General features: G+C 71.6%; 18 protein-coding genes. 7 read left to right on the top strand and 11 right to left on the bottom strand.

What is annotated here, in order from left to right:
- Window positions 1-101: 101 nt before the first annotated feature.
- Window positions 102-464, bottom strand: coding sequence for a hypothetical protein (locus ACOZ38_RS35250; RefSeq protein WP_424535348.1), 363 nt, complete (start codon window positions 462-464; stop codon window positions 102-104).
- A 74-nt stretch (window positions 465-538) separates the two neighbouring features.
- Window positions 539-1,933 (bottom strand): FAD-binding oxidoreductase, encoded by a 1,395-nt coding sequence (locus ACOZ38_RS35245; RefSeq protein ID WP_424535347.1) that lies wholly within the window; start codon window positions 1,931-1,933, stop codon window positions 539-541.
- Window positions 1,934-2,180: 247 nt separating this feature from the next.
- On the opposite strand from ACOZ38_RS35245, the gene ACOZ38_RS35240 reads away from it, so the two are divergent.
- Window positions 2,181-3,065 (top strand): ATP-grasp domain-containing protein, encoded by an 885-nt coding sequence (locus ACOZ38_RS35240; RefSeq protein ID WP_424535346.1) that lies wholly within the window; start codon window positions 2,181-2,183, stop codon window positions 3,063-3,065.
- 48 nt (window positions 3,066-3,113) lie between these two features.
- Here the strand turns inward: ACOZ38_RS35240 and ACOZ38_RS35235 are convergent, their stop codons facing one another.
- The 6 genes from ACOZ38_RS35235 to ACOZ38_RS35210 all read right to left on the bottom strand — a co-directional run bounded on the left by ACOZ38_RS35235 (window position 3,114) and on the right by ACOZ38_RS35210 (window position 7,193).
- Window positions 3,114-3,515, bottom strand: a complete 402-nt coding sequence (locus ACOZ38_RS35235; RefSeq protein ID WP_424535345.1) for a type II toxin-antitoxin system VapC family toxin — start codon at window positions 3,513-3,515, stop codon at window positions 3,114-3,116.
- The gene (locus tag ACOZ38_RS35230; protein WP_424535344.1) at window positions 3,512-3,745 is read right to left on the bottom strand and encodes a hypothetical protein; all 234 of its coding nucleotides are present in this window, start codon (window positions 3,743-3,745) and stop codon (window positions 3,512-3,514) included. The genes ACOZ38_RS35235 and ACOZ38_RS35230 overlap by 4 nt, the downstream gene beginning before the upstream one ends.
- 209 nt (window positions 3,746-3,954) lie before the next feature.
- Window positions 3,955-4,713 (bottom strand): SDR family oxidoreductase, encoded by a 759-nt coding sequence (locus tag ACOZ38_RS35225; protein ID WP_424535343.1) that lies wholly within the window; start codon window positions 4,711-4,713, stop codon window positions 3,955-3,957.
- A gap of 69 nt (window positions 4,714-4,782) precedes the next feature.
- A complete protein-coding gene (locus ACOZ38_RS35220) occupies window positions 4,783-5,556 on the bottom strand; it encodes an SDR family oxidoreductase (RefSeq protein WP_424535342.1) in 774 nt (257 codons plus the stop codon).
- Between the two features lie 33 nt (window positions 5,557-5,589).
- Entirely contained in the window at window positions 5,590-6,744 is a 1,155-nt protein-coding gene (locus tag ACOZ38_RS35215; protein ID WP_424535341.1) for an acyl-CoA dehydrogenase family protein, read from the bottom strand.
- On the bottom strand, window positions 6,741-7,193 hold the full coding sequence (locus ACOZ38_RS35210) for a flavin reductase family protein (protein WP_424537143.1): 453 nt from the start codon (window positions 7,191-7,193) through the stop codon (window positions 6,741-6,743). Before ACOZ38_RS35210 ends, ACOZ38_RS35215 begins: the two co-directional genes overlap by 4 nt.
- Window positions 7,194-7,862: 669 nt before the next feature.
- Here ACOZ38_RS35210 and ACOZ38_RS35205 point away from each other — a divergent pair.
- Entirely contained in the window at window positions 7,863-9,026 is a 1,164-nt protein-coding gene (locus ACOZ38_RS35205; RefSeq protein WP_424535340.1) for a thiolase C-terminal domain-containing protein, read from the top strand.
- Window position 9,027: 1 nt separating this feature from the next.
- A complete protein-coding gene (locus tag ACOZ38_RS35200) occupies window positions 9,028-9,414 on the top strand; it encodes a Zn-ribbon domain-containing OB-fold protein (RefSeq protein ID WP_405140453.1) in 387 nt (128 codons plus the stop codon).
- A 120-nt stretch (window positions 9,415-9,534) separates the two neighbouring features.
- Here the strand turns inward: ACOZ38_RS35200 and ACOZ38_RS35195 are convergent, their stop codons facing one another.
- Window positions 9,535-9,876 (bottom strand): hypothetical protein, encoded by a 342-nt coding sequence (locus ACOZ38_RS35195; RefSeq protein ID WP_405140452.1) that lies wholly within the window; start codon window positions 9,874-9,876, stop codon window positions 9,535-9,537.
- Between the two features lie 149 nt (window positions 9,877-10,025).
- On the opposite strand from ACOZ38_RS35195, the gene ACOZ38_RS35190 reads away from it, so the two are divergent.
- The 4 genes from ACOZ38_RS35190 to ACOZ38_RS35175 all read left to right on the top strand — a co-directional run bounded on the left by ACOZ38_RS35190 (window position 10,026) and on the right by ACOZ38_RS35175 (window position 13,587).
- On the top strand, window positions 10,026-10,775 hold the full coding sequence (locus tag ACOZ38_RS35190) for a GntR family transcriptional regulator (protein WP_363912184.1): 750 nt from the start codon (window positions 10,026-10,028) through the stop codon (window positions 10,773-10,775).
- Window positions 10,776-10,975: 200 nt separating this feature from the next.
- A complete protein-coding gene (locus ACOZ38_RS35185; protein WP_424535339.1) occupies window positions 10,976-11,596 on the top strand; it encodes a GNAT family N-acetyltransferase in 621 nt (206 codons plus the stop codon).
- A gap of 130 nt (window positions 11,597-11,726) precedes the next feature.
- Window positions 11,727-12,407, top strand: coding sequence for a copper homeostasis protein CutC (locus tag ACOZ38_RS35180; protein WP_405140450.1), 681 nt, complete (start codon window positions 11,727-11,729; stop codon window positions 12,405-12,407).
- A 1-nt stretch (window position 12,408) separates the two neighbouring features.
- On the top strand, window positions 12,409-13,587 hold the full coding sequence (locus ACOZ38_RS35175; protein ID WP_424535338.1) for a DUF6986 family protein: 1,179 nt from the start codon (window positions 12,409-12,411) through the stop codon (window positions 13,585-13,587).
- Here the strand turns inward: ACOZ38_RS35175 and ACOZ38_RS35170 are convergent.
- Both ACOZ38_RS35170 and ACOZ38_RS35165 read right to left on the bottom strand, forming a co-directional pair.
- Complete coding sequence (locus ACOZ38_RS35170) at window positions 13,584-15,320, bottom strand: pyruvate dehydrogenase (protein WP_424535337.1); 1,737 nt, start codon at window positions 15,318-15,320, stop codon at window positions 13,584-13,586. The two genes, ACOZ38_RS35175 and ACOZ38_RS35170, sit on opposite strands and share 4 nt — an antisense overlap.
- A 250-nt stretch (window positions 15,321-15,570) precedes the next feature.
- A complete protein-coding gene (locus tag ACOZ38_RS35165; protein WP_424535336.1) occupies window positions 15,571-16,890 on the bottom strand; it encodes an FAD-dependent oxidoreductase in 1,320 nt (439 codons plus the stop codon).
- Between the last annotated feature and the right edge of the window lie 30 nt (window positions 16,891-16,920).

Below are 16,920 nucleotides of genomic sequence, written 5' to 3'. Positions count from 1 at the left end.
GGCCACGGTGACGGTGGCAAGGTGGGAGCCCCAGGTGAGCATTGGGGCTCCTGTCGACGGGCGTATGTTCGGGACGAGCGAGCTGACCGGGTCGCCGGTCGTCAGTAGAAGGCGTAGCACTCCACTTCGGCCCGGCGGTAGGACAGGCCGCTGTCGACGGACTCTCTTACGCACTGCTGCTCGCGGTCATTGAGCTTCAGCACGCCGCACACGGTCACGCCGGAGTAGGTCCGGCAGTCCAGGTCGGTGGCTGGGCGCGGGCCCACCTCGTACTTCTCCTCGACCCGCGCGCGGCATTCCTCCTGCTCCTTGGTGGTGTCGGCGTATCGGCACTGACGGATGAGAATGCGGTATTGATCCTTGCTGACGGACTTCTTCTCTTCGTGGCTCGGCGGCCCCCCGGCCGCGACCGTACCGAACATCGTCATCGTGGCGAGCACGACGACTGTCGTGATCCTTTTCATGACTTCCCCCAGTCATGACCTTCTTACCCGCTGTGAGTCCTTTCCAAGAACCCTCGGGACAAATCGGGCGCTCCTCAGGCCGGCATAGGGTGGTTGCCGCGGAACACCCCGAGCGGGTCGTGGTGGCGCTTGGCGTCGCGCAGCCTCGCCAGCACGTCACCCGGGAACGCCGAGACGGCGCTCTCCTCGTGCGCGAGGAAGTTGAAGGGCTTGGTGCCGGTGGTGTGCAGGGCCAGGGCCAGGCGCAGCTCGTCCTGCCGGGCCCTGACGGCCTGCGCGGCCTCGGGCGTCGGCGTGATCCCGAGCGCCCCCACCAGGTACGGCTCGCGGATGTTCCCGCAGGCCCCGGCGTCCGGCGCGAGCCGCGACAGCGCGCCGCCGAGGTGACGGATCTGCACCGACGCCAGCGGCGCGCCGCTTCCCGGCGCCGAGGCCGAGAGGAACGCCGAGGCGGCGGCGGCGTCCAACCTGCCGAGAAGCTCGGCGCGCATCATCGAGGGAGAGGGAAGCGTCGGCTCCGCGCAGATGCCGCCCAGGTCGCGCACCGCGACCTCCCCCCGCGTGTCGGCGATGACCCCGGGAACGCGGTCGAACCGATCCAGCAGCCCGCGACCCTCGGCGCTCTCGCCCAGGAACGTGACGTCGACCACGACCGCCGACAGGCCGCGCAGCGGCTCGGGCAGCTCGGGGAAGGGCGGGAACTGCATGACCGCGTACCACACGCTCAGCTCCTCGGGCGCCTCCGCGGTGATGTCGCGGAAGGCGGCGAGGACGTCGGCGGCACGGTCGGCGGGCCAGATGATACGGCCGCCGTACAGCTTGGGTGCCGGGAACAGGTCGAACTCCATGGCGGTGACCAGGGCGAAGTCGCCGCCGCCACCCCGCAGGGCCCAGAACAGCTCGGCGTCGGACTCGGCGGTGACCCGCTTCGCCGCGCCCTCGGCGTCGACCACGTCGATCGCGCGCACGCTGTTGGCCGCGAGCCCGTGCCGCCTGCCGAACCAGCTCAGGCCGCCGCCGAGGGTGTACCCCGTGACGCTGACCACGGGCGAGCTGCCGGCGAGGCCCGTGAGCCCGTGCTTGCCGGCCTCCGCGAGCACCTCGCCCCAGGATGCGCCCGCCTCCACCCGGGCCAGCCTCCGCTCCGGCCACACCCGCACGCCGCCCATCCGTCCCGTACGGACCAGGATCTCCCCGTCGAGGCCGTCCGAGGCCCCGTGGCCGCTGGGCTGGACGGCGACGCCGAAACCGTGCCGCCTGGCGTAGCGGACCACCTCGGCGGCGTCGGCCGCGTCCTCGACCTCCACGACGGCGCTGACCCGCTGGTCGACCGTGAGGTTCCAGGCCCGCCGCGCGTCGTCGAACCCCTCGTCCCCGGGTACGGACACCCGGCCGCGCACCACGCGGCGGAGACCGGCGGCCTGCGCGCCGTGGTCGCTTGCGCCGAGCCCATTGTCCTGCGAAGTCATGATTTCTCCTCATATTGTGGTCCGATCGGGCGTCCTATCGCGCGTGCGTGGCCCCGAATCCTCATGGGTGTGTACGGATACGGTCCACCACCCCGTTTGGGGAGAACTTGGGACTGACTGGTCAGCAGCTTGCGGATCCGGGCGCCCGGCATAATGGCCGACCCGCGCGAAGGGGGCGGCTGTTCTCCATCCGACATGTCCGTACGATGCTCACGGTGCTGACTTGTCGAGAATGGAATGGAGTGCCGTGAAGATCGCGTATGTCACCTATGACGGTCCGGACGACGACCGGGAGGTGCTGCTCGCCGCCTGGAGCCGGGCGGGCATCGAAGGCACGGCGGTGCGCTGGGACGACCCGGCCGCCGACTGGGCCGCCTACGACGCCGCCGTGGTCCGCTCGACCTGGAACTACATCGACCGCCGCCAGGAGTTCGTGGACTGGGCGTACCGGGCGGAGACCGCGACGCGCCTGCTGAACCCCGCCGCGGTGCTGGAGCGCAACACCGACAAGACCTACCTGCGGGACTTCCAGCGGCTCGGGATCCCCATCGTGCCGACCCACTGGGTGACCGCGAACGACGAGGCCGGCCTTCCCGAGCCGGACGGCCATGCCGGCCTCCGCGCGTGGGACGACGAGGCCGGCTTTCCCGGGTGGGACGACTACGTCGTCAAGCCGGCCGTCTCGGCCGGGGCGCGTGACACCATCCGCACGGCCGACGCCGCCGAGGCCAGGACGCACGCCGGGCGGATCGTCGCGGGCGGCAAGGTCGCGCTGGTGCAGCCGTACCTCGACATGGTGGAGAGCGAGGGCGAGACCTCACTCATCTTCTTCGGCGGCACGTTCAGCCACGCCGTACGCCGCAACGCCATGCTGGCCAACGGGACCGACGCCCCCCGCGCCAACCACATCGGAGCTGACCTCCGCGACCCCGCCCCCGACCAGCTCGAACTCGCCGAACGGGTGCTGGAGACGATCCCCGAGAAACTGCTGTACGCCCGGGTTGACCTCGTGCGCCTCCCCGACGGCACCCCCGCACTGATCGAACTGGAACTCACCGAGCCCTACTTCTACCTGGCCTACGCCCCCGGCGCCCCCGACCGCTTCACCACCGCCCTCCGCGACCTCCTCTGAACATGGCAAGGCTCGCGCACCGTCGACGGGGCGCGAGCCCAAGCCATGTCACATGTCGCCGCTACGCAAGATGCGCACTTCCACGCCGGCCTTCTCGGCCACCTTCATCTTCGCGTCCGTAGTGATCAGTGGCGCGTTGAGAACCTTTGCCAGAACGACGTACGCGGCGTCGTACGTGGTGAAGTTATCTCGGAGATCGAGGATCTGCGGGAGAAATCTGGTCATGCGGTGACGCCTGACATCAACACCCTGGAAGTCCGCGATTGCGGTATCAAGGCGGGAATGTTCAAGCTTGCGGCCCAGTATCCGACCTCGGAGAGCGCTGGCGACCTCGAAATCCAGAAGAGCTGGGGCGTGTAGCGGCTGGCCTGAGACCGCCGCCACGAGTTCGGGGTTGACGGGATCGGCTACGAGGACGTCCACCATCGCGGAGGACTCGATCACGATCACGACGCGTCGCGAACGCGTCTGATTTGTTCGACGATCTCGTCGGTGGTCGGGCCACCGCTGCGGTCGCGTTGAGCAATGCGCTGGAAGATTTCCACGTTGCTGGGCCGCGTGGCGAGGCGTTCGAGCTCGGCGCGCAGGTAAGCGCTCAGGGTGAGACCCTCCGCCAAGGCCTGGGCCTCAAGGGCGCTCACGATGGCTTCGGGCACATCTGGTATCTCTACCGTCGCCATGTGACGACTGTATGTCTCTACACGCAGTGCGGACAAGGGGGGACGTCACCTTCCGTGTCGTGGCGATTACTTCAGGCGACAGCTTCTCACGGGCGTGGCCCGCGACGCCCGGGAAATCGGGGCACGGGCGGCCTCCACGTGGGCGCCGCTACGGGAGGACGACCGTCGATGTTGGTGGTTCGGGCCGCGTAGGTGGGGTCGGGAGCGGGTCAGGTTGTGGAGATGCCGCCGTCGACGGGGATGACGGCTCCGGTGAGGTACGCCCCCGCGCGGGACGACAGGAAGATGGCCGCGCCCGCCATGTCGTCGGGCCGCCCGATGCGGCCGAGCGGGACGTGGGTCTCGATCGTGGCGCGCATCTGGGGGTCGTCCAGCGCGTAGGCCATCATCTTGGACTCGAAGGGGCCGGGGGCGATCGCGTTGACCGTGATGAACTCGGAGGCCAGGGTGTGGGCGAGGTGCCGGGTCAGCATGTGGACGCCGGCCTTGGCGGCCGAGTACGCGTAGTTCTCCACGATGGGCACCCGGAGGCCGTCGACGGACCCGATGTTGATCACCCGCGCCGGGTCGTCGGCGGAGGCCGCCGCGCGTAGCAGCGGCAGGAACCGCTGGGTGAGGTAGAAGACCCCTTTGACGTTGATGCCCCACAGCTTGTCGAAGGCGTGCTCGGGGTACTCCTCCAGCGGCGCGCCCCAGGTGGCTCCCGCGTTGTTCACCAGGACGTCCAGCCGGTGCTCGCGCGCGGTCACGGCCGACACCAGCGTCTCGATGCCCTCGGGGGTCGAAAGGTCGGCGGGCACGGCCACGCAGCCCAGCTCGGCGGCGGTCTTCTCCACCTCGGCGGCCTTGCGCGAGGAGATGTACACCCTGGCCCCGGCCGCCACGAAGCCCGAGGCGATCATCTTCCCGATGCCCCGCGAGCCGCCCGTGACGACGACCGTCTTGCCTTCGACCGAGAACAGAGTCATGCCACCCGATGATGCCGTACGGCGCCCGCGCCGTCCATACCGACCGGTCGGTTCGCGGGCGTGCCGGCGTCAGGGGTGCTGGCTGGAGACCGAGACCACCTCGCCGGTCATGTAGGACGAGTAGTCGCCGGCCAGGAAGACGATGACGTTGGCGACCTCCCACGGCTCGGCCGGCCTCCCGAACGCCTCCTTGGCCGCCAGCTCGGCGAGCAGCTCGTCACTGGTCACCTTGGCGAGGAACGGATGCGTGGCCAGCGACGGCGCCACGGCGTTGACCCGTATGCCGTGCCCGGCCGCCTCCAGCGCCGCGCACCGGGTGAGGGCCATCACCCCGGCCTTGGCCGCGGCGTAGTGCGACTGGCCCTTCTGCGCCCGCCACCCGATCACCGAGGCGTTGTTGACGATCACGCCGCGGCCCTGCGGGATCATGTGCCTGAGCGCGGCACGGGTGCAGCGCATCGTGCCGTTGAGCGTGACGTCGATGACCGTGTCCCACTGCTCGTCGGTCATGTCCACGAGGTCGGCCGTGCCGCCGAGGCCGGCGTTGTTGACCACGACGTCGATGCGCCCGTGCGTGTCCATGACCGCGTCGAACAGCGCGAGGACCTGCGCCTCCGAGGTGACGTCGCACGGCACGGCGAGGGGTTTCACGCCGTTCGGCCCGGTGAGCGACGCGGCGGCCTCGGCGAGCCTGCGCTCGTGCCGGTCGGAGATGACGATCGTGGCGCCCTCCTCCGCGCAGCGCCTGGCCGTGGCGTACCCGATGCCCGCCCCGGCGGCGGCCGTCACCAGCGTGACCTTCCCGTCCAGCAGGCCGTGCGCGCGTGGGTAGGCGGGGGTCATGGCGAGCTCCTGTCGGGATGGCGCCTGCTCGGGTCAGCGGTCCTTCGGCAGGCCGAGGGTACGTTCGGCGATGATGTCGCGCTGGATCTCGCTCGAACCGGCATAGATGGTGTCGGCGCGGCTGAAGAGGTAGAGCCGCTGCAGGTCGTTGAGTTCGTACGGCCCACCGCTCGCCACCAGGCCTTCCCGCCCCTGCACGGCCTGCGCCAGCTCGCCCAGCCTGCGGTGCCACTCCGACCAGTAGAGCTTGGCGATCGAGACCTCGGGCCCCGGCTCGCCCGCCGACAGGGACGTCATCGTGCGCAGGGCGTTGAACCGCATGATCTCCAGCTCCAGCCACGACCGCACGAGCCGGTCGCGCAGCACCGGGTCCTCCGACGCCCCGGTGCGCTGGGCGGTCTCGATCACCGCCTCCAGCTCGCGCCTGAAGCCGATCTGCTGACCGAGCGTCGAGGCGCCGCGCTCGAACCCGAGCGTCGCCATGGCGACCCGCCAGCCCTCCCCGGGCGCGCCCAGGATGTTCGCGGCGTCCGTGCGGGCGCCGTCGAAGAACACCTCGTTGAACTCGCTCGTGCCCGTCATCTGCACGATGGGACGTACCTCGACGCCCGGCCGGTCCATGGGCACCAGCAGGTACGACAGGCCGCGGTGCCGCAGGGAGCCCGGCTCGGTCCGCGCCAGGACGAAGCACCAGCCGGCCAGGTGCGCGAGCGACGTCCACACCTTCTGCCCGGTGACGACCCACTCGCCGCCCTCAAGGGTGGCGCGGGTCCGCACGCCCGCCAGGTCGGAGCCGGCGTCCGGCTCGGAGTAGCCCTGGCACCACAGCTCCTCGCCCGACCGGATGCGCGGCAGGAACCTGCGCTTCTGCTCCTCGGTGCCGAACCGCAGGATGGTCGGCCCGATCAGGCCCTCGCCGATGTGTCCCACCCGGGCGGGGGCGTCCGCCCTGGCGTACTCCTCGTGGAAGATCACCTGCTGGTCGAGGGGCGCGTCCCGGCCCCCGTACTCCTTCGGCCAGCCGAGGCAGGTCCACCGGGCGGCGCCGAGGTGGCGCTCCCAGGCCATGCGCAGCTCGTGACCCTCGTGCTCCCGGCCGGGCCCGCCGAGCCCCCGGGCGCCGGCGAACTCGCCGGTCAGGTTCTCCTCCAGCCAGGTACGGACCTCCTGCCGGAAGCCGTCGCTCATGCGTCGAACCGGCCGTAGCCGCCGCGGAAGAAGACCAGGGGCCCGCGGTCGGCGTAGGCGTCCAGGTCGTGGACGCGGGCCACGACGATCAGGTGGTCCCCCGCGAGGTGCTCCGCCTCGACCGAGCAGTCGATCCAGGCCAGCGCGCCGTCGAGGACGGGGCTCCCGCCTGGGGAGGAGGTCCAGGTGAGGCCGGCGAACTTGTCCCCGCCCCTGGCGGCGAGCTGCCTGCTGACCGGCTCGTGGTGCTCGGCGAGGACGTTCACGCAGAGCCGCCCCGCGGACCTGAGCCTCGGCCAGCTCGTGCTGGTGTGCGCGACGCAGAAGGCCACCAGCGGAGGGTCGAGCGACACCGAGGTGAAGGAGTTGGCCGCCAGGCCGCACGGCTCACCGGTCACCGGGTCGAGCGCGGTGATCGCGACCACGCCGGTGGCGAACCTGCCGAGCACGTTCCTGAAGTGCTGCCCGCCGGGCCCGCCGGCGGGTCGCCCGTTCGGCGGCGAGGCGGGCGCGGCCGGGGTGGGCCGCCCGTTGGCGCCGGGCGCCGCGCCGGACGGGGAGCCGGGACGTACGGGAGGGAGGGGCGGGAGGGGAGGCGGGGGAGCGGGCGTGCCGTCGCGCACCGTGGAGGGGTGCCCGTGGGCCGCGCCGTGCGGCACGACCAGCCGGGCCGCGTGGGTGCTCATCGTCGTGCTCGCCTCCTTGGGTGGCGCCTGGCTCTCCCAGGAAGTGCTCGACGGGGAGGACGTGAGGGGGACGGTCTCCTCCATCGTATCCCTTACTTTACCAAGCGCTTGCTTGGACGATAGGAGAGGGGATGTCGCGATGTCAAGCCGGCCAGGTCTTTCCGCATGTCAGTCGGCCTCCTCGACCTTGTGTCCCCCGGTCCGCCGTGGGGCGGTGGCGTGATCAGAGTGCAACCTCAACCGCGGTTGAAGTCAAGGCCGTCTCGCGCGGGAGATCGTTGACATCCCCGGCGTGACGCACCTAGCCTCGAAGCCGTACAAGCGCTTGCTCAACTACGGACACCCGGGAGGTGGCGTGCTCACAACGGCCCGGCCCCCGGTGAAGCCGGGCGGTGACGAGCGGGCCGGGAGCGCCTTCCGGGAGCCGGTGGGATGAGCGGGCTGCGCGACCGCACCGCCCTGGCGGGGGTGGGATACACCGCGTTCTCCAAGAACTCCTGGGTCAGCACGCTGACGCTGGCCTGCGAGGCCGTCCTCGCCGCGCTGGACGACGCGGGGCTCACCGCCGGCGACGTGGACGGCATCGCCACCCACCGCGTCGGCGACTCCGCCGCCCCGTCGCTCGTCGGACCGGCGCTCGGCATCGACGCGCCGGCGTGGTACCTCGATCAGTTCGGCGGGGGCAGCGTCTCCCACAGCGTGGTCGGCCAGGCGGCCCTCGCCGTCGCGGCGGGCGTCGCGCGGACCGTGGTCTGCTACCGGGCCATCAACGCCCGCTCGGAGTTCCGCATGGGCGGTACGGGCCGGGCGGCGCCGGCCGGCCCTGAGGCGCAGTACCAGGTGCCCTACGGGTACACCGCCCCACCGCAGCAGTACGCGATGTACGCCCGCGCCCACATGCTGAAATATGGCACTAAGGCTGAGCATTTCGGGCAGTTGGCGGTCACGCAGCGGGCGAACGCGGCCAAGAACCCGCGCGCCCTGATGCGCACGCCCATCACCATGGACGACTACCTCGCCGCCCGATGGATCGCCGAGCCGTTCCGCCTGCTGGACTGCTGCCTGGAGACCGACGGGGCGTGCGCCGTCGTCGTCACCACGGCCGAGCGCGCCAGGGACCTGCGCCGCCCGCCGGTGCTGATCTCGGCCGCGGCCTGGGGAGGCGGCGACTCCTTCCTGTCCGCCGGCGACACCCCCGCCGACCCGACCGTCACCAGCGCCGCCGAGCTGGCGCCCCGCCTGTACCGGATGGCGGGCGCGGGCCCCGAGGACATCGACGTGGCCGAGCTGTACGACTGCTTCACCTACTCGGTGATCGTCCAGCTGGAGGACTACGGCTTCTGCGCCAAGGGGGAGGGCGGGCCGTTCGTGGCCTCCGGGGCGACGGCGCTCGACGGCTCCCTCCCGGTGAACACCCACGGCGGATTCCTGTCGGAGGGCTACGTCCACGGGATGAACCACATCGCGGAGGCCGTCTCGCAGCTCAGGGGCGACGCGGGCGACCGCCAGGCGCCGGGCGCGGAGGTGGCGCTGTCCACCGCCCAGCCCGGCTACATCCTGCCCGCGACCTCCGCGCTGATCCTGCGGAGGGGCTGACATGATCAAGCCGGTGCCCGACCGGGACTCCGCCGAGTGGTGGGAGCGCGTCGCCGGGCGCGAGTTCGTGATCCAGGCCTGCGAGGGCTGTGGCACCCTGCGCTTCCCGGCCCGCGCGTACTGCCCCCGCTGCCGCGGCCGTGAGTGGAGCTGGCGCCAGGTGAGCCCCACCGGGCGCGTCCTGAGCTGGATAGTCAACCACCAGCCGTTCCTGCCCGACGTGCCGACCCCGTACACGGTGGTCATGGTGCGTCTCGCCGACGCCCCGGGCTGCGTGATGGTCGGCGGCTGGCACCACCACGCGGAGCCGGTGGCGGACCAGCTCGTGCGGGCGTCCTACACCTACGTGGACGAGCGGCTCTCGCTGATCAACTGGCAGCCCGCGTAACGGCCGTGGACGGCGTGGTAACGGAAGCGTGTCCTGGCGGGCGTGGGGGACCCGCCAGGACACGTTCCGCCCCGGCGCGACTTCCAGGACCCCGGCGAGGGTTGGGGTCCTGGCCGTCGTTCATCGCACGGAGTCTGTGGGAGGCCGGTCGCCGGACTGGTCGTCCCAGTCCTGTGGCGCTTCGTCGCCCGGCCTTCTGAGATGGCGTTTGAGCAGCTGAGCCGCGCCGACCGGATCGGCCGCGGGGTGGGTGACGGTGAGGCCGTCCTCGTTCCAGACGAACGAGCCCTTCCTGCACCAGACCGTCAGCTCCGTCGTCACCGAGAGCACGGACATCCCTTTTCCGCTGCTCTGGTACGTGTGGGTGAACCCCTCCCGATGCAGCGCGTAGCGCAGTAGACGCGTCGCCTCGCGGGGATCGTGCCAAGGCAGATACGGCGTGCCCGCTCTTACCGCCAGCACAGGCCCTCACTCCCTCGCCGACCCTTTGATGGATTTGTACCAACGTTTGGATAATGCGGTGTGGAGACGCTTGGGTCAAGGGGTTGTTTGCTGTCAGATCGAGATCGTCTAGATTCGTAGGTACAAAAGGACGCAACCGTAGGTGAGATTTGGCACGGTCGACGCTGTACCAGCAGGTGGCCGGCGAGCTGCGCAGGGCCATCTATTCCGGCGAGCTCGGGCCCGGCGCCCAGCTGCCGACGGAGATGGACCTCATGGACAGCCATGAGGTCAGCCGAAACACGGTACGGCTCGCTCTGGCCGAGCTGGAGAACGAAGGCCTGATCACCCGGATGCGCCGCCGCGGCAGCTTCGTCCGTGACCGCAGGGCGCTGCTCATGCGCCCCCAGGACGAGCTGGGCGCCTCGCCAGGGGTGCTGCGCAGGGAAGCCTTCGCCGAGGCCGTCACCAAGGAGGGCCGCAAGCCGGGGCAGGAGATCGAGGTCTCCATCGTGGAGCCTCCCGAGGAGATCGCGGCCAGGCTGGAGCTCGACGAGCACTCGGTCGCCGTGGTGCGGCGCCGCCTGCGCTACGTGGACGACCAGCCGTACAACACCAACGACTCCTACTTCCCGCACGCGCTCGTCAGCGACTCCGAGATCGCCCGTCCGTCGGACATCACGCGCGGAGCCAACCGCGTGCTGGAGGAGCTCGGTCACCGGCAGGTCCGGGTTGTGGATGACATATCCGCACGAATGCCGACTCCTGAGGAATCCTCCCGTCTGCAACTCGAACCTGGTACCCCTGTTGTCGTATATGTCCGAGTTGGTTATGACCGTGAGGACACCCCGGTCCGAGTCGCCGTGTCGGTCCTGCCCGCCGACAAGCATCTGATCAGGTACGAGCTCGAACTGAGCTGACCTCGCGCGCGCCGCCGCGGTGGCGGCGCGATCGCGACGTCCCGCCTTCGGCGCGGGCCGGGGCCGCCATCGCGGCCGACCACGCCCGCCGGCCCTGCGGCCATCGCCGCGCGCACCGGCCTTCACTGATAAAGCCGTGCGCCCCCCGTCGAGCACGCTACGTGTTCAGGGCGTCACCGAAGGCGACGAAAGGATGATCCATGTACTCCGACACCCTCCACCTCGGAGCTTCCCTCACCCTCCGCAACGCCACCCCCGACGATCTGCCCGGCGTCCTCGCGCTGCTGGCCGAGACGGCGGGCTGGCTCCACGGCCGGGGCATCCGGCAGTGGCCGGTCGCGGGTTTCCCCGCCGCCCGTATCGAGCCGCTGATCGCCGAGGGCACCCTGTGGGTGCTGGACGACGAGGACGACCGCGGGACCCTGGCGGGGGAAACGCTTTCCGCCCCGGCGGCGACCCTCGCGCTGGACGACCACGCCGACCCCGAGTTCTGGCGGCGCGGCGACCACCCGGAGACCGGCCTGTACGTCCACAAGCTGGCCGTCGGGCGGGGCTACTCGGGGCAGGGCCTCGGCGAGACCCTGCTCGACTGGGCGGCGTTGCGCGTGGCGGCGGCCGGGCGCCGGTGGCTGCGGCTCGACTGCTCCAAGGACAACCTGGGGCTCCAGGGCTACTACCAGAAGCTCGGATTCCGGCATGTCCGCACGGTCGACCTCCCGCACCGGGCTTCGGGCGCGCTGTTCCAGAGGGCCGCCGACCTGGCCTCTCCCGCGCTTCCGCGTGCGCGCAGGCGGAAGCCCTCGCATGCGCATTCCAGGTGATGTCAGGTCATAACTACGCCCTCGCCTGCCGGGAGAGATCATGAACTAGCCGTCCAACCCCGGACAGGTGAGGGCCTGTGGGTGGTAGCGGTCCAACTCGGGACAGGTGGGTCCGATAACCTCAGGACCCATGACCGGATCGCTGCTCGAGGTGATCGCGCTGGACGTGCGCGACGCCGTGGCCGCAGAGGAGGGCGGCGCGGACCGCCTGGAGATCGTGGCCGACATGTCCGTCGGCGGGCTGACCCCCGCTCCGGAGACCGTCGCGGCGATCGCCAAGCAGTCCGCGCTGCCCCAAATGGTGATGCTCCGCTCCAACGGGGGATTCACCGCGACACCCGAGGAGCTCGCAGGTCTGGAGCGGGACGCCCGCACCCTGGCGGACGCCGGCGCGGCCGGGTTCGTCTTCGGATTCCTCGACGAGCAGGGCGCCGTCGACCTGGCGGCCACCGAGGCGCTCATCCACGCCGTCACCCCCCTGCCCTGGACCTTCCACCGCGCCGTGGACAACGCCGCCGACGTCCAGGCCGGCTGGCGGGCCGTACGGCTGCTGCCGAACCTCGCCACCGTGCTCACCTCGGGCGAGGTGTCCGGCATCGCGGCGGGGCTGCCGGTGCTGCGGTCGCGGGCCGAGGCGGGCGACGCGCCCCTGATCCTCGCCGGAGGCGGGCTCAAGCCGCATCTCGTGCCCCCGTTACTCGACTACGGCGTGCGGGCCTTCCACGTCGGCAGCGCCGTACGGGCGTCGTGGTCCGACCCTGTGGACACCCAGCTGGTCCGGCGGTGGCGCGACCTGGTGGACACGATCTGACATGCGCCTCACCCTCGGCGACCACGACGTCCCCGGCTCCGCCGCGGCGCTCGGCGAGCAGGCGGAGCGCTACCCCGGCCCCGCGGGCTCCTGGCAGCCCGTGCACACCGTGTACGTGCCCGCCGACCGCTTCGGCCGCGAGACCGTGCGGGCGTGGGGAGACGCGGCCCTGGGGCTCCTGGAGAGCCATCTGCCGGGCGACGCCGAGCTGTCGCGGGTGTTCGGGCCGCTGCCCGGCGGCCTGGCCGCAGAGGTGCGCCGCAGGGTCGCGCGCAAGCTGGCCGCCGAGCCCGTCGAGGACCTGCGCATCGACTTCGAGGACGGCTACGGGGTGCGCCCCGGCGCGGAGGAGGACGCCCACGCCGACGGCGCGGCCGAGGCGGTCGCCGCGATGCGGTCCTCCGGCACGCTGCCGCGCCGCTGGGGCATCCGGGTCAAGTCGTTCGCCGACGGCGACCCGGCGCGCGCCCTGCGCACGCTCGACGGCTTCCTCACCGGGGTGGTCGAGCGCGTCGGCTCGCTCCCCGAGGGCTTCACGGTCACCTTCCCGAAGGTGCTGATGGAGGCCTACCTCGGGCAGTTCGCCGGCCGCCTTCCCCTCCTGGAGGAGGGGTTAGGGCTGGCCACGGGCACGTTGCGGTTCGAGATGCAGGTGGAGGCGCCGCAGACCGTGATGTTCCTCATGCGCTCGCCCGGCCTGGTGCCCTCGCTGGGCGGGCGGCTGTCGGCGGCGCACTTCGGGGTGTTCGACTACACCGCCGCCTGCGGCCTGCCGCCGGACGAGCAGCGGCTGGACCATCCGGTCTGCGACCACGCCCGCGAGGTCATGCGCACCGCGCTGGCGGGCACAGGGGTCGAGCTGTCGGACGGCTCGCTGGCCGCCTCGCCCGCCTCGGACTCGACGCAGGACGTGCACGCGCTCTGGCGGGCCCACGCCGGGATGGTGCGCCACTCGCTGCGCCACGGGTTCTACCAGGGGTGGGACATGCATCCCTCGCACCTCGTCAGCCGGTACGCCACCGTCTACGCCTTCCACCTGGCCAACCGGGACGCCTACGCGGAGCGCGTACAGGCATGGGAGGCGCGCAGGGACGCGGGCGGCGGCGTGATGGACGAGCCCGCCACGGTCAAGACCCTCTCCACCGCCCTGCGCCGCGCCACCCTCGCCCTCGGCGACTAGGGGCGCGGGATGCTGCGCAGGTTCGCGCGGGCCATCTCGACCATCTTGCCGACCCCGCCGCTGACGACGATCTTGCCGGCCGCGAGCGCGAAGCCCTTGATCTGCGCGGGCGTGATGCGCGGCGGCATGGCGATGATGTTGGGGTCGGTGACCAGGTCCACCAGGTACGGGCCGCGGGACGACAGGGCGTGCGCGAGGCCGTCGCGGACCTCCGAGGGCTTCTCGACGCGTGTCGACGGGATGCCGGCCGCCGCCGCGATCGCCGCGTAGTCCACGGGCGCGTGGTCGGTCTGGTAGTCGGGGAACCCCTCCACCAGCATCTCCAGCTTGACCATGCCGAGCGAGGAGTTGTTGTAGACGACGATCTTCACGGGCAGGTCGTGCAGGCGCACGGTGAGCAGCTCGCCCATCAGCATGCCGAGGCCGCCGTCCCCCGACATCGAGATCACCTGGCGGCCGGGATAGGCGAGCTGCGCGCCGATGGCGTGCGGCAGCGCGTTGGCCATGCTGCCGTGCAGGAAGGAGCCGATGACCCGCCGCCTGCCGTTCGGCGTCAGGTAGCGCGCCGCCCACACGTTGCACATGCCGGTGTCCACGGTGAACACCGCGTCCTCGGCCGCCAGGTCGTCCAGGATCGCGGTGGCGTACTCGGGGTGGATCGGCACGTGGTGGTCGACGTCCCTGGTGTAGGCGTCGACGACGCGTTCGAGGCTGCGGGCGTGCTCGCGGAGCATGCGGTCGAGGAAGCTCCTGTCGGTCTTCTGGTGCAGCAGGGGGAGCACGGTGCGCAGCGTCTCGCCGACGTCGCCGTGCACGGCGACGTCCAGGGGCGTGCGGCGGCCGAGCTTGGTGGCGTCGTGGTCGACCTGCGCGGTGTGCCCCTGGGGCAGGAAGTTGTCGTAGGGGAAGTCCGTGCCCAGCAGCACCACCAGGTCGGCCTCGTTCAGCGCGTCGTAGCAGGCGCCGTACCCCAGCAGGCCGTTCATGCCGACGTCGTAGGGGTTGGCGTACTGGATCCACTCCTTGCCGCGCAGGCTGTGCCCGATCGGGGCGTACACCCTGGCGGCCAGCGCCATGACCTCCTCGTGGGCGTTCTGGCAGCCCGCGCCGCAGAACAGGGCGACCCGTCGCGCGGCGTTCAGGGCGTAGGCCAGCGCCCGCACGTGGGAGGGCGGCGGCGCCACGACGCCCCTCTCGGTGACCAGCGTGCTCGTGCCCGTCGGGCGCGCGGTGGGCAGGGCGGCGATGTCGCCGGGAAGCACCACCACCGACACCCCGCCGAGCCCCTCGGCGTACTGCATGGCGATGCGCAGCACCCTCGGCATCTGCTCGGGCCTGCTGATCATCTCGCAGTAGTGGCTGCAGTCGACGAACACCCGCTCGGGATGGGTCTCCTGGAAGAACCCGGTGCCGATCTCCGTCGAGGGGATGTGCGAGGCCAGGGCCACCACGGGCGCCCCTGTGCGGTGGGCGTCGTACAGCCCCTGGATCAGGTGGGTGTTGCCGGGTCCGCAGCTGCCGGCGCAGGCGGCGATCCTCCCGGTGAGCTGGGCCTCGGCCGCGGCGGCGAACGCCCCGGCCTCCTCGTTGCGCACGTGCACCCAGTCGATGCCGTCGGCCCGGCGGATCGCGTCCACGACCGGGTTGAGGCTGTCGCCGACGACGCCGTACACGCGCTGCACGCCGCCCTGCCGCAGCACCTTGACGAACTGCTCGGCGACCGTGTCACTCATGACCGGGCCTTCGCGGCGGCCCTGCGGGCGTGCGGATACGTCTGAGTGGTCATCGAGCGGTCCCCCCGGTCCGGTCGGCGGCCCCGGCCGTGGCACGGAGTCGCCGTCTCGGGGGTACTCCTTCCGCGCCGCACGCCGCGCAAACGTCACCCTCGGCCGTTCGCGGTCACGCGCGCGAACGGCCGGGCCGGGTCAGGCGGAGGGCGTACGGCCGGGCCGGGTCAGGCGGAGGGCGTACGGACGGGCCGGGTCAGGCGGAGGGCGTACGGCCGCAGGCGGCGAGCATCGCGGGACGGCCGACGAGCTTGACGTGCTCACCCCGGCCGAGGGACGTGGCGAGCGAGGCCTCCGCCGCCTCGATGGCGAGCCACTGGCCGTAGGTCACGGGGCTCACGCCGCGCGCCGCCAGCAGGTCGTCCAGCCTGGACGCCGGGGCGGAGCGGCCGGGGCGCGAGGCCAGGTCGGCGAGCAGCGTGCGCACGGTCTCCGCCGCGTCGGACTTGTTGGTGCCGATGACGCCGGTCGGCCCGCGCTTGAGCCAGCCCGCGACGTACTGCCCCTCGGACACCCGCCCCGCGACGTTCGGCACGGTCATCGTCGCGTCGTCGAACGGCACGCCGGGCAGGGGGACGCTCTGGTAGCCCACCGAGCGCAGCACCATGCCGGCCGGGATGGTCTCGAACCGCCCGGTGCCGACCACCCGCCCGTCGACCAGCGCCGTGCGCTCCAGCCTGAGCGCCTCGACCCGGGAGGTGCCGAGGATCTCCACGGGACGCAGCCAGAAGCGCACGTCCAGCCGGCGCGGACGCCCCGTGGGCGCGTGGGCGCACCAGGACCGCAGGACCTCGACGTTGCCGCGGACCTGACGCGACAGCTCGCTCACGTCGTTCGTGCCGCCCTCCTCGGGGCGGACCAGGACGTCGCAGCTCGGAAGCTCGCCGAGCTCCCTCAGCTCCTTGAGGGTGAACTTGGCGTGCTCGGGGCCGCGCCTGCCGATCATGTGGATGCCGGTCACCTGGCTCTTCGCCAGGCGGTCGAGCACCTCCTGCGGCACGTCGGTGGAGCGCAGCTCGTCGGCGGTCTTGGCCAGGATCCTGACCACGTCGACGGCGACGTTGCCGACCCCGATCACGGCCACCTCGGTGCTGTCGAGCGAGAAGGCGTCGGGCGGCATGTCGGGGTGGCCGCAGTACCAGTTGACGAAGTCGGTCGCCGCCACGCTGCCGGGCAGGTGCTCGCCGGGGATGCCGAGATGCCGGTCGACCATCGCGCCCGTGCAGTAGACCACCGCGTCGTAGCTCGCGGCGAGGTCGGCGACGGAGACGTCGGATCCGAGCTCGACGCCGCCGAGGAAGCGCACCGAGGGCAGCTCCAGCACCCGCCGCAGGTAGCCGGCGATCGACTTGATGGAGGTGTGGTCAGGCGCGACGCCATATCTGACCAGCCCGTACGGTGTGGGCAGCCGGTCGAGCACGTCGATCTCGACGGGTTCGCCCGCCTGCTTCGTCAGTGCCTCTGCCGTGTAGATCCCGGCGGGACCAGATCCCACGATCGCCACGCGGAGCGACATGTGGCCTCCTTAGCGGGACTCTACGGCCCC

This window comes from Sphaerisporangium viridialbum, from assembly GCF_049674955.1.
Classification (GTDB): Bacteria; Actinomycetota; Actinomycetes; order Streptosporangiales; family Streptosporangiaceae; genus Sphaerisporangium; species Sphaerisporangium viridialbum.
This window is presented reverse-complemented; position numbering and strand designations above follow the sequence as displayed.

Excerpts from the sequence above, each read along its gene's own strand:
- ACOZ38_RS35185 (WP_424535339.1), top strand. The coding sequence starts at position 10,976 with ATGTACTCCGACACCCTCCACCTCGGAGCTTCCCTCACCCTCCGCAAC.
- ACOZ38_RS35180 (WP_405140450.1), top strand. The coding sequence starts at position 11,727 with ATGACCGGATCGCTGCTCGAGGTGATCGCGCTGGACGTGCGCGACGCC.
- ACOZ38_RS35220 (WP_424535342.1), bottom strand. The coding sequence starts at position 5,556 with ATGACCCCCGCCTACCCACGCGCGCACGGCCTGCTGGACGGGAAGGTC.
- ACOZ38_RS35175 (WP_424535338.1), top strand. The coding sequence starts at position 12,409 with ATGCGCCTCACCCTCGGCGACCACGACGTCCCCGGCTCCGCCGCGGCG.
- ACOZ38_RS35230 (WP_424535344.1), bottom strand. The coding sequence starts at position 3,745 with ATGGCGACGGTAGAGATACCAGATGTGCCCGAAGCCATCGTGAGCGCC.
- ACOZ38_RS35215 (WP_424535341.1), bottom strand. The coding sequence starts at position 6,744 with ATGAGCGACGGCTTCCGGCAGGAGGTCCGTACCTGGCTGGAGGAGAAC.
- ACOZ38_RS35170 (WP_424535337.1), bottom strand. The coding sequence starts at position 15,320 with ATGAGTGACACGGTCGCCGAGCAGTTCGTCAAGGTGCTGCGGCAGGGC.
- ACOZ38_RS35245 (WP_424535347.1), bottom strand. The coding sequence starts at position 1,933 with ATGACTTCGCAGGACAATGGGCTCGGCGCAAGCGACCACGGCGCGCAG.
- ACOZ38_RS35165 (WP_424535336.1), bottom strand. The coding sequence starts at position 16,890 with ATGTCGCTCCGCGTGGCGATCGTGGGATCTGGTCCCGCCGGGATCTAC.
- ACOZ38_RS35225 (WP_424535343.1), bottom strand. The coding sequence starts at position 4,713 with ATGACTCTGTTCTCGGTCGAAGGCAAGACGGTCGTCGTCACGGGCGGC.
- ACOZ38_RS35250 (WP_424535348.1), bottom strand. The coding sequence starts at position 464 with ATGAAAAGGATCACGACAGTCGTCGTGCTCGCCACGATGACGATGTTC.
- ACOZ38_RS35205 (WP_424535340.1), top strand. The coding sequence starts at position 7,863 with ATGAGCGGGCTGCGCGACCGCACCGCCCTGGCGGGGGTGGGATACACC.
- ACOZ38_RS35200 (WP_405140453.1), top strand. The coding sequence starts at position 9,028 with ATGATCAAGCCGGTGCCCGACCGGGACTCCGCCGAGTGGTGGGAGCGC.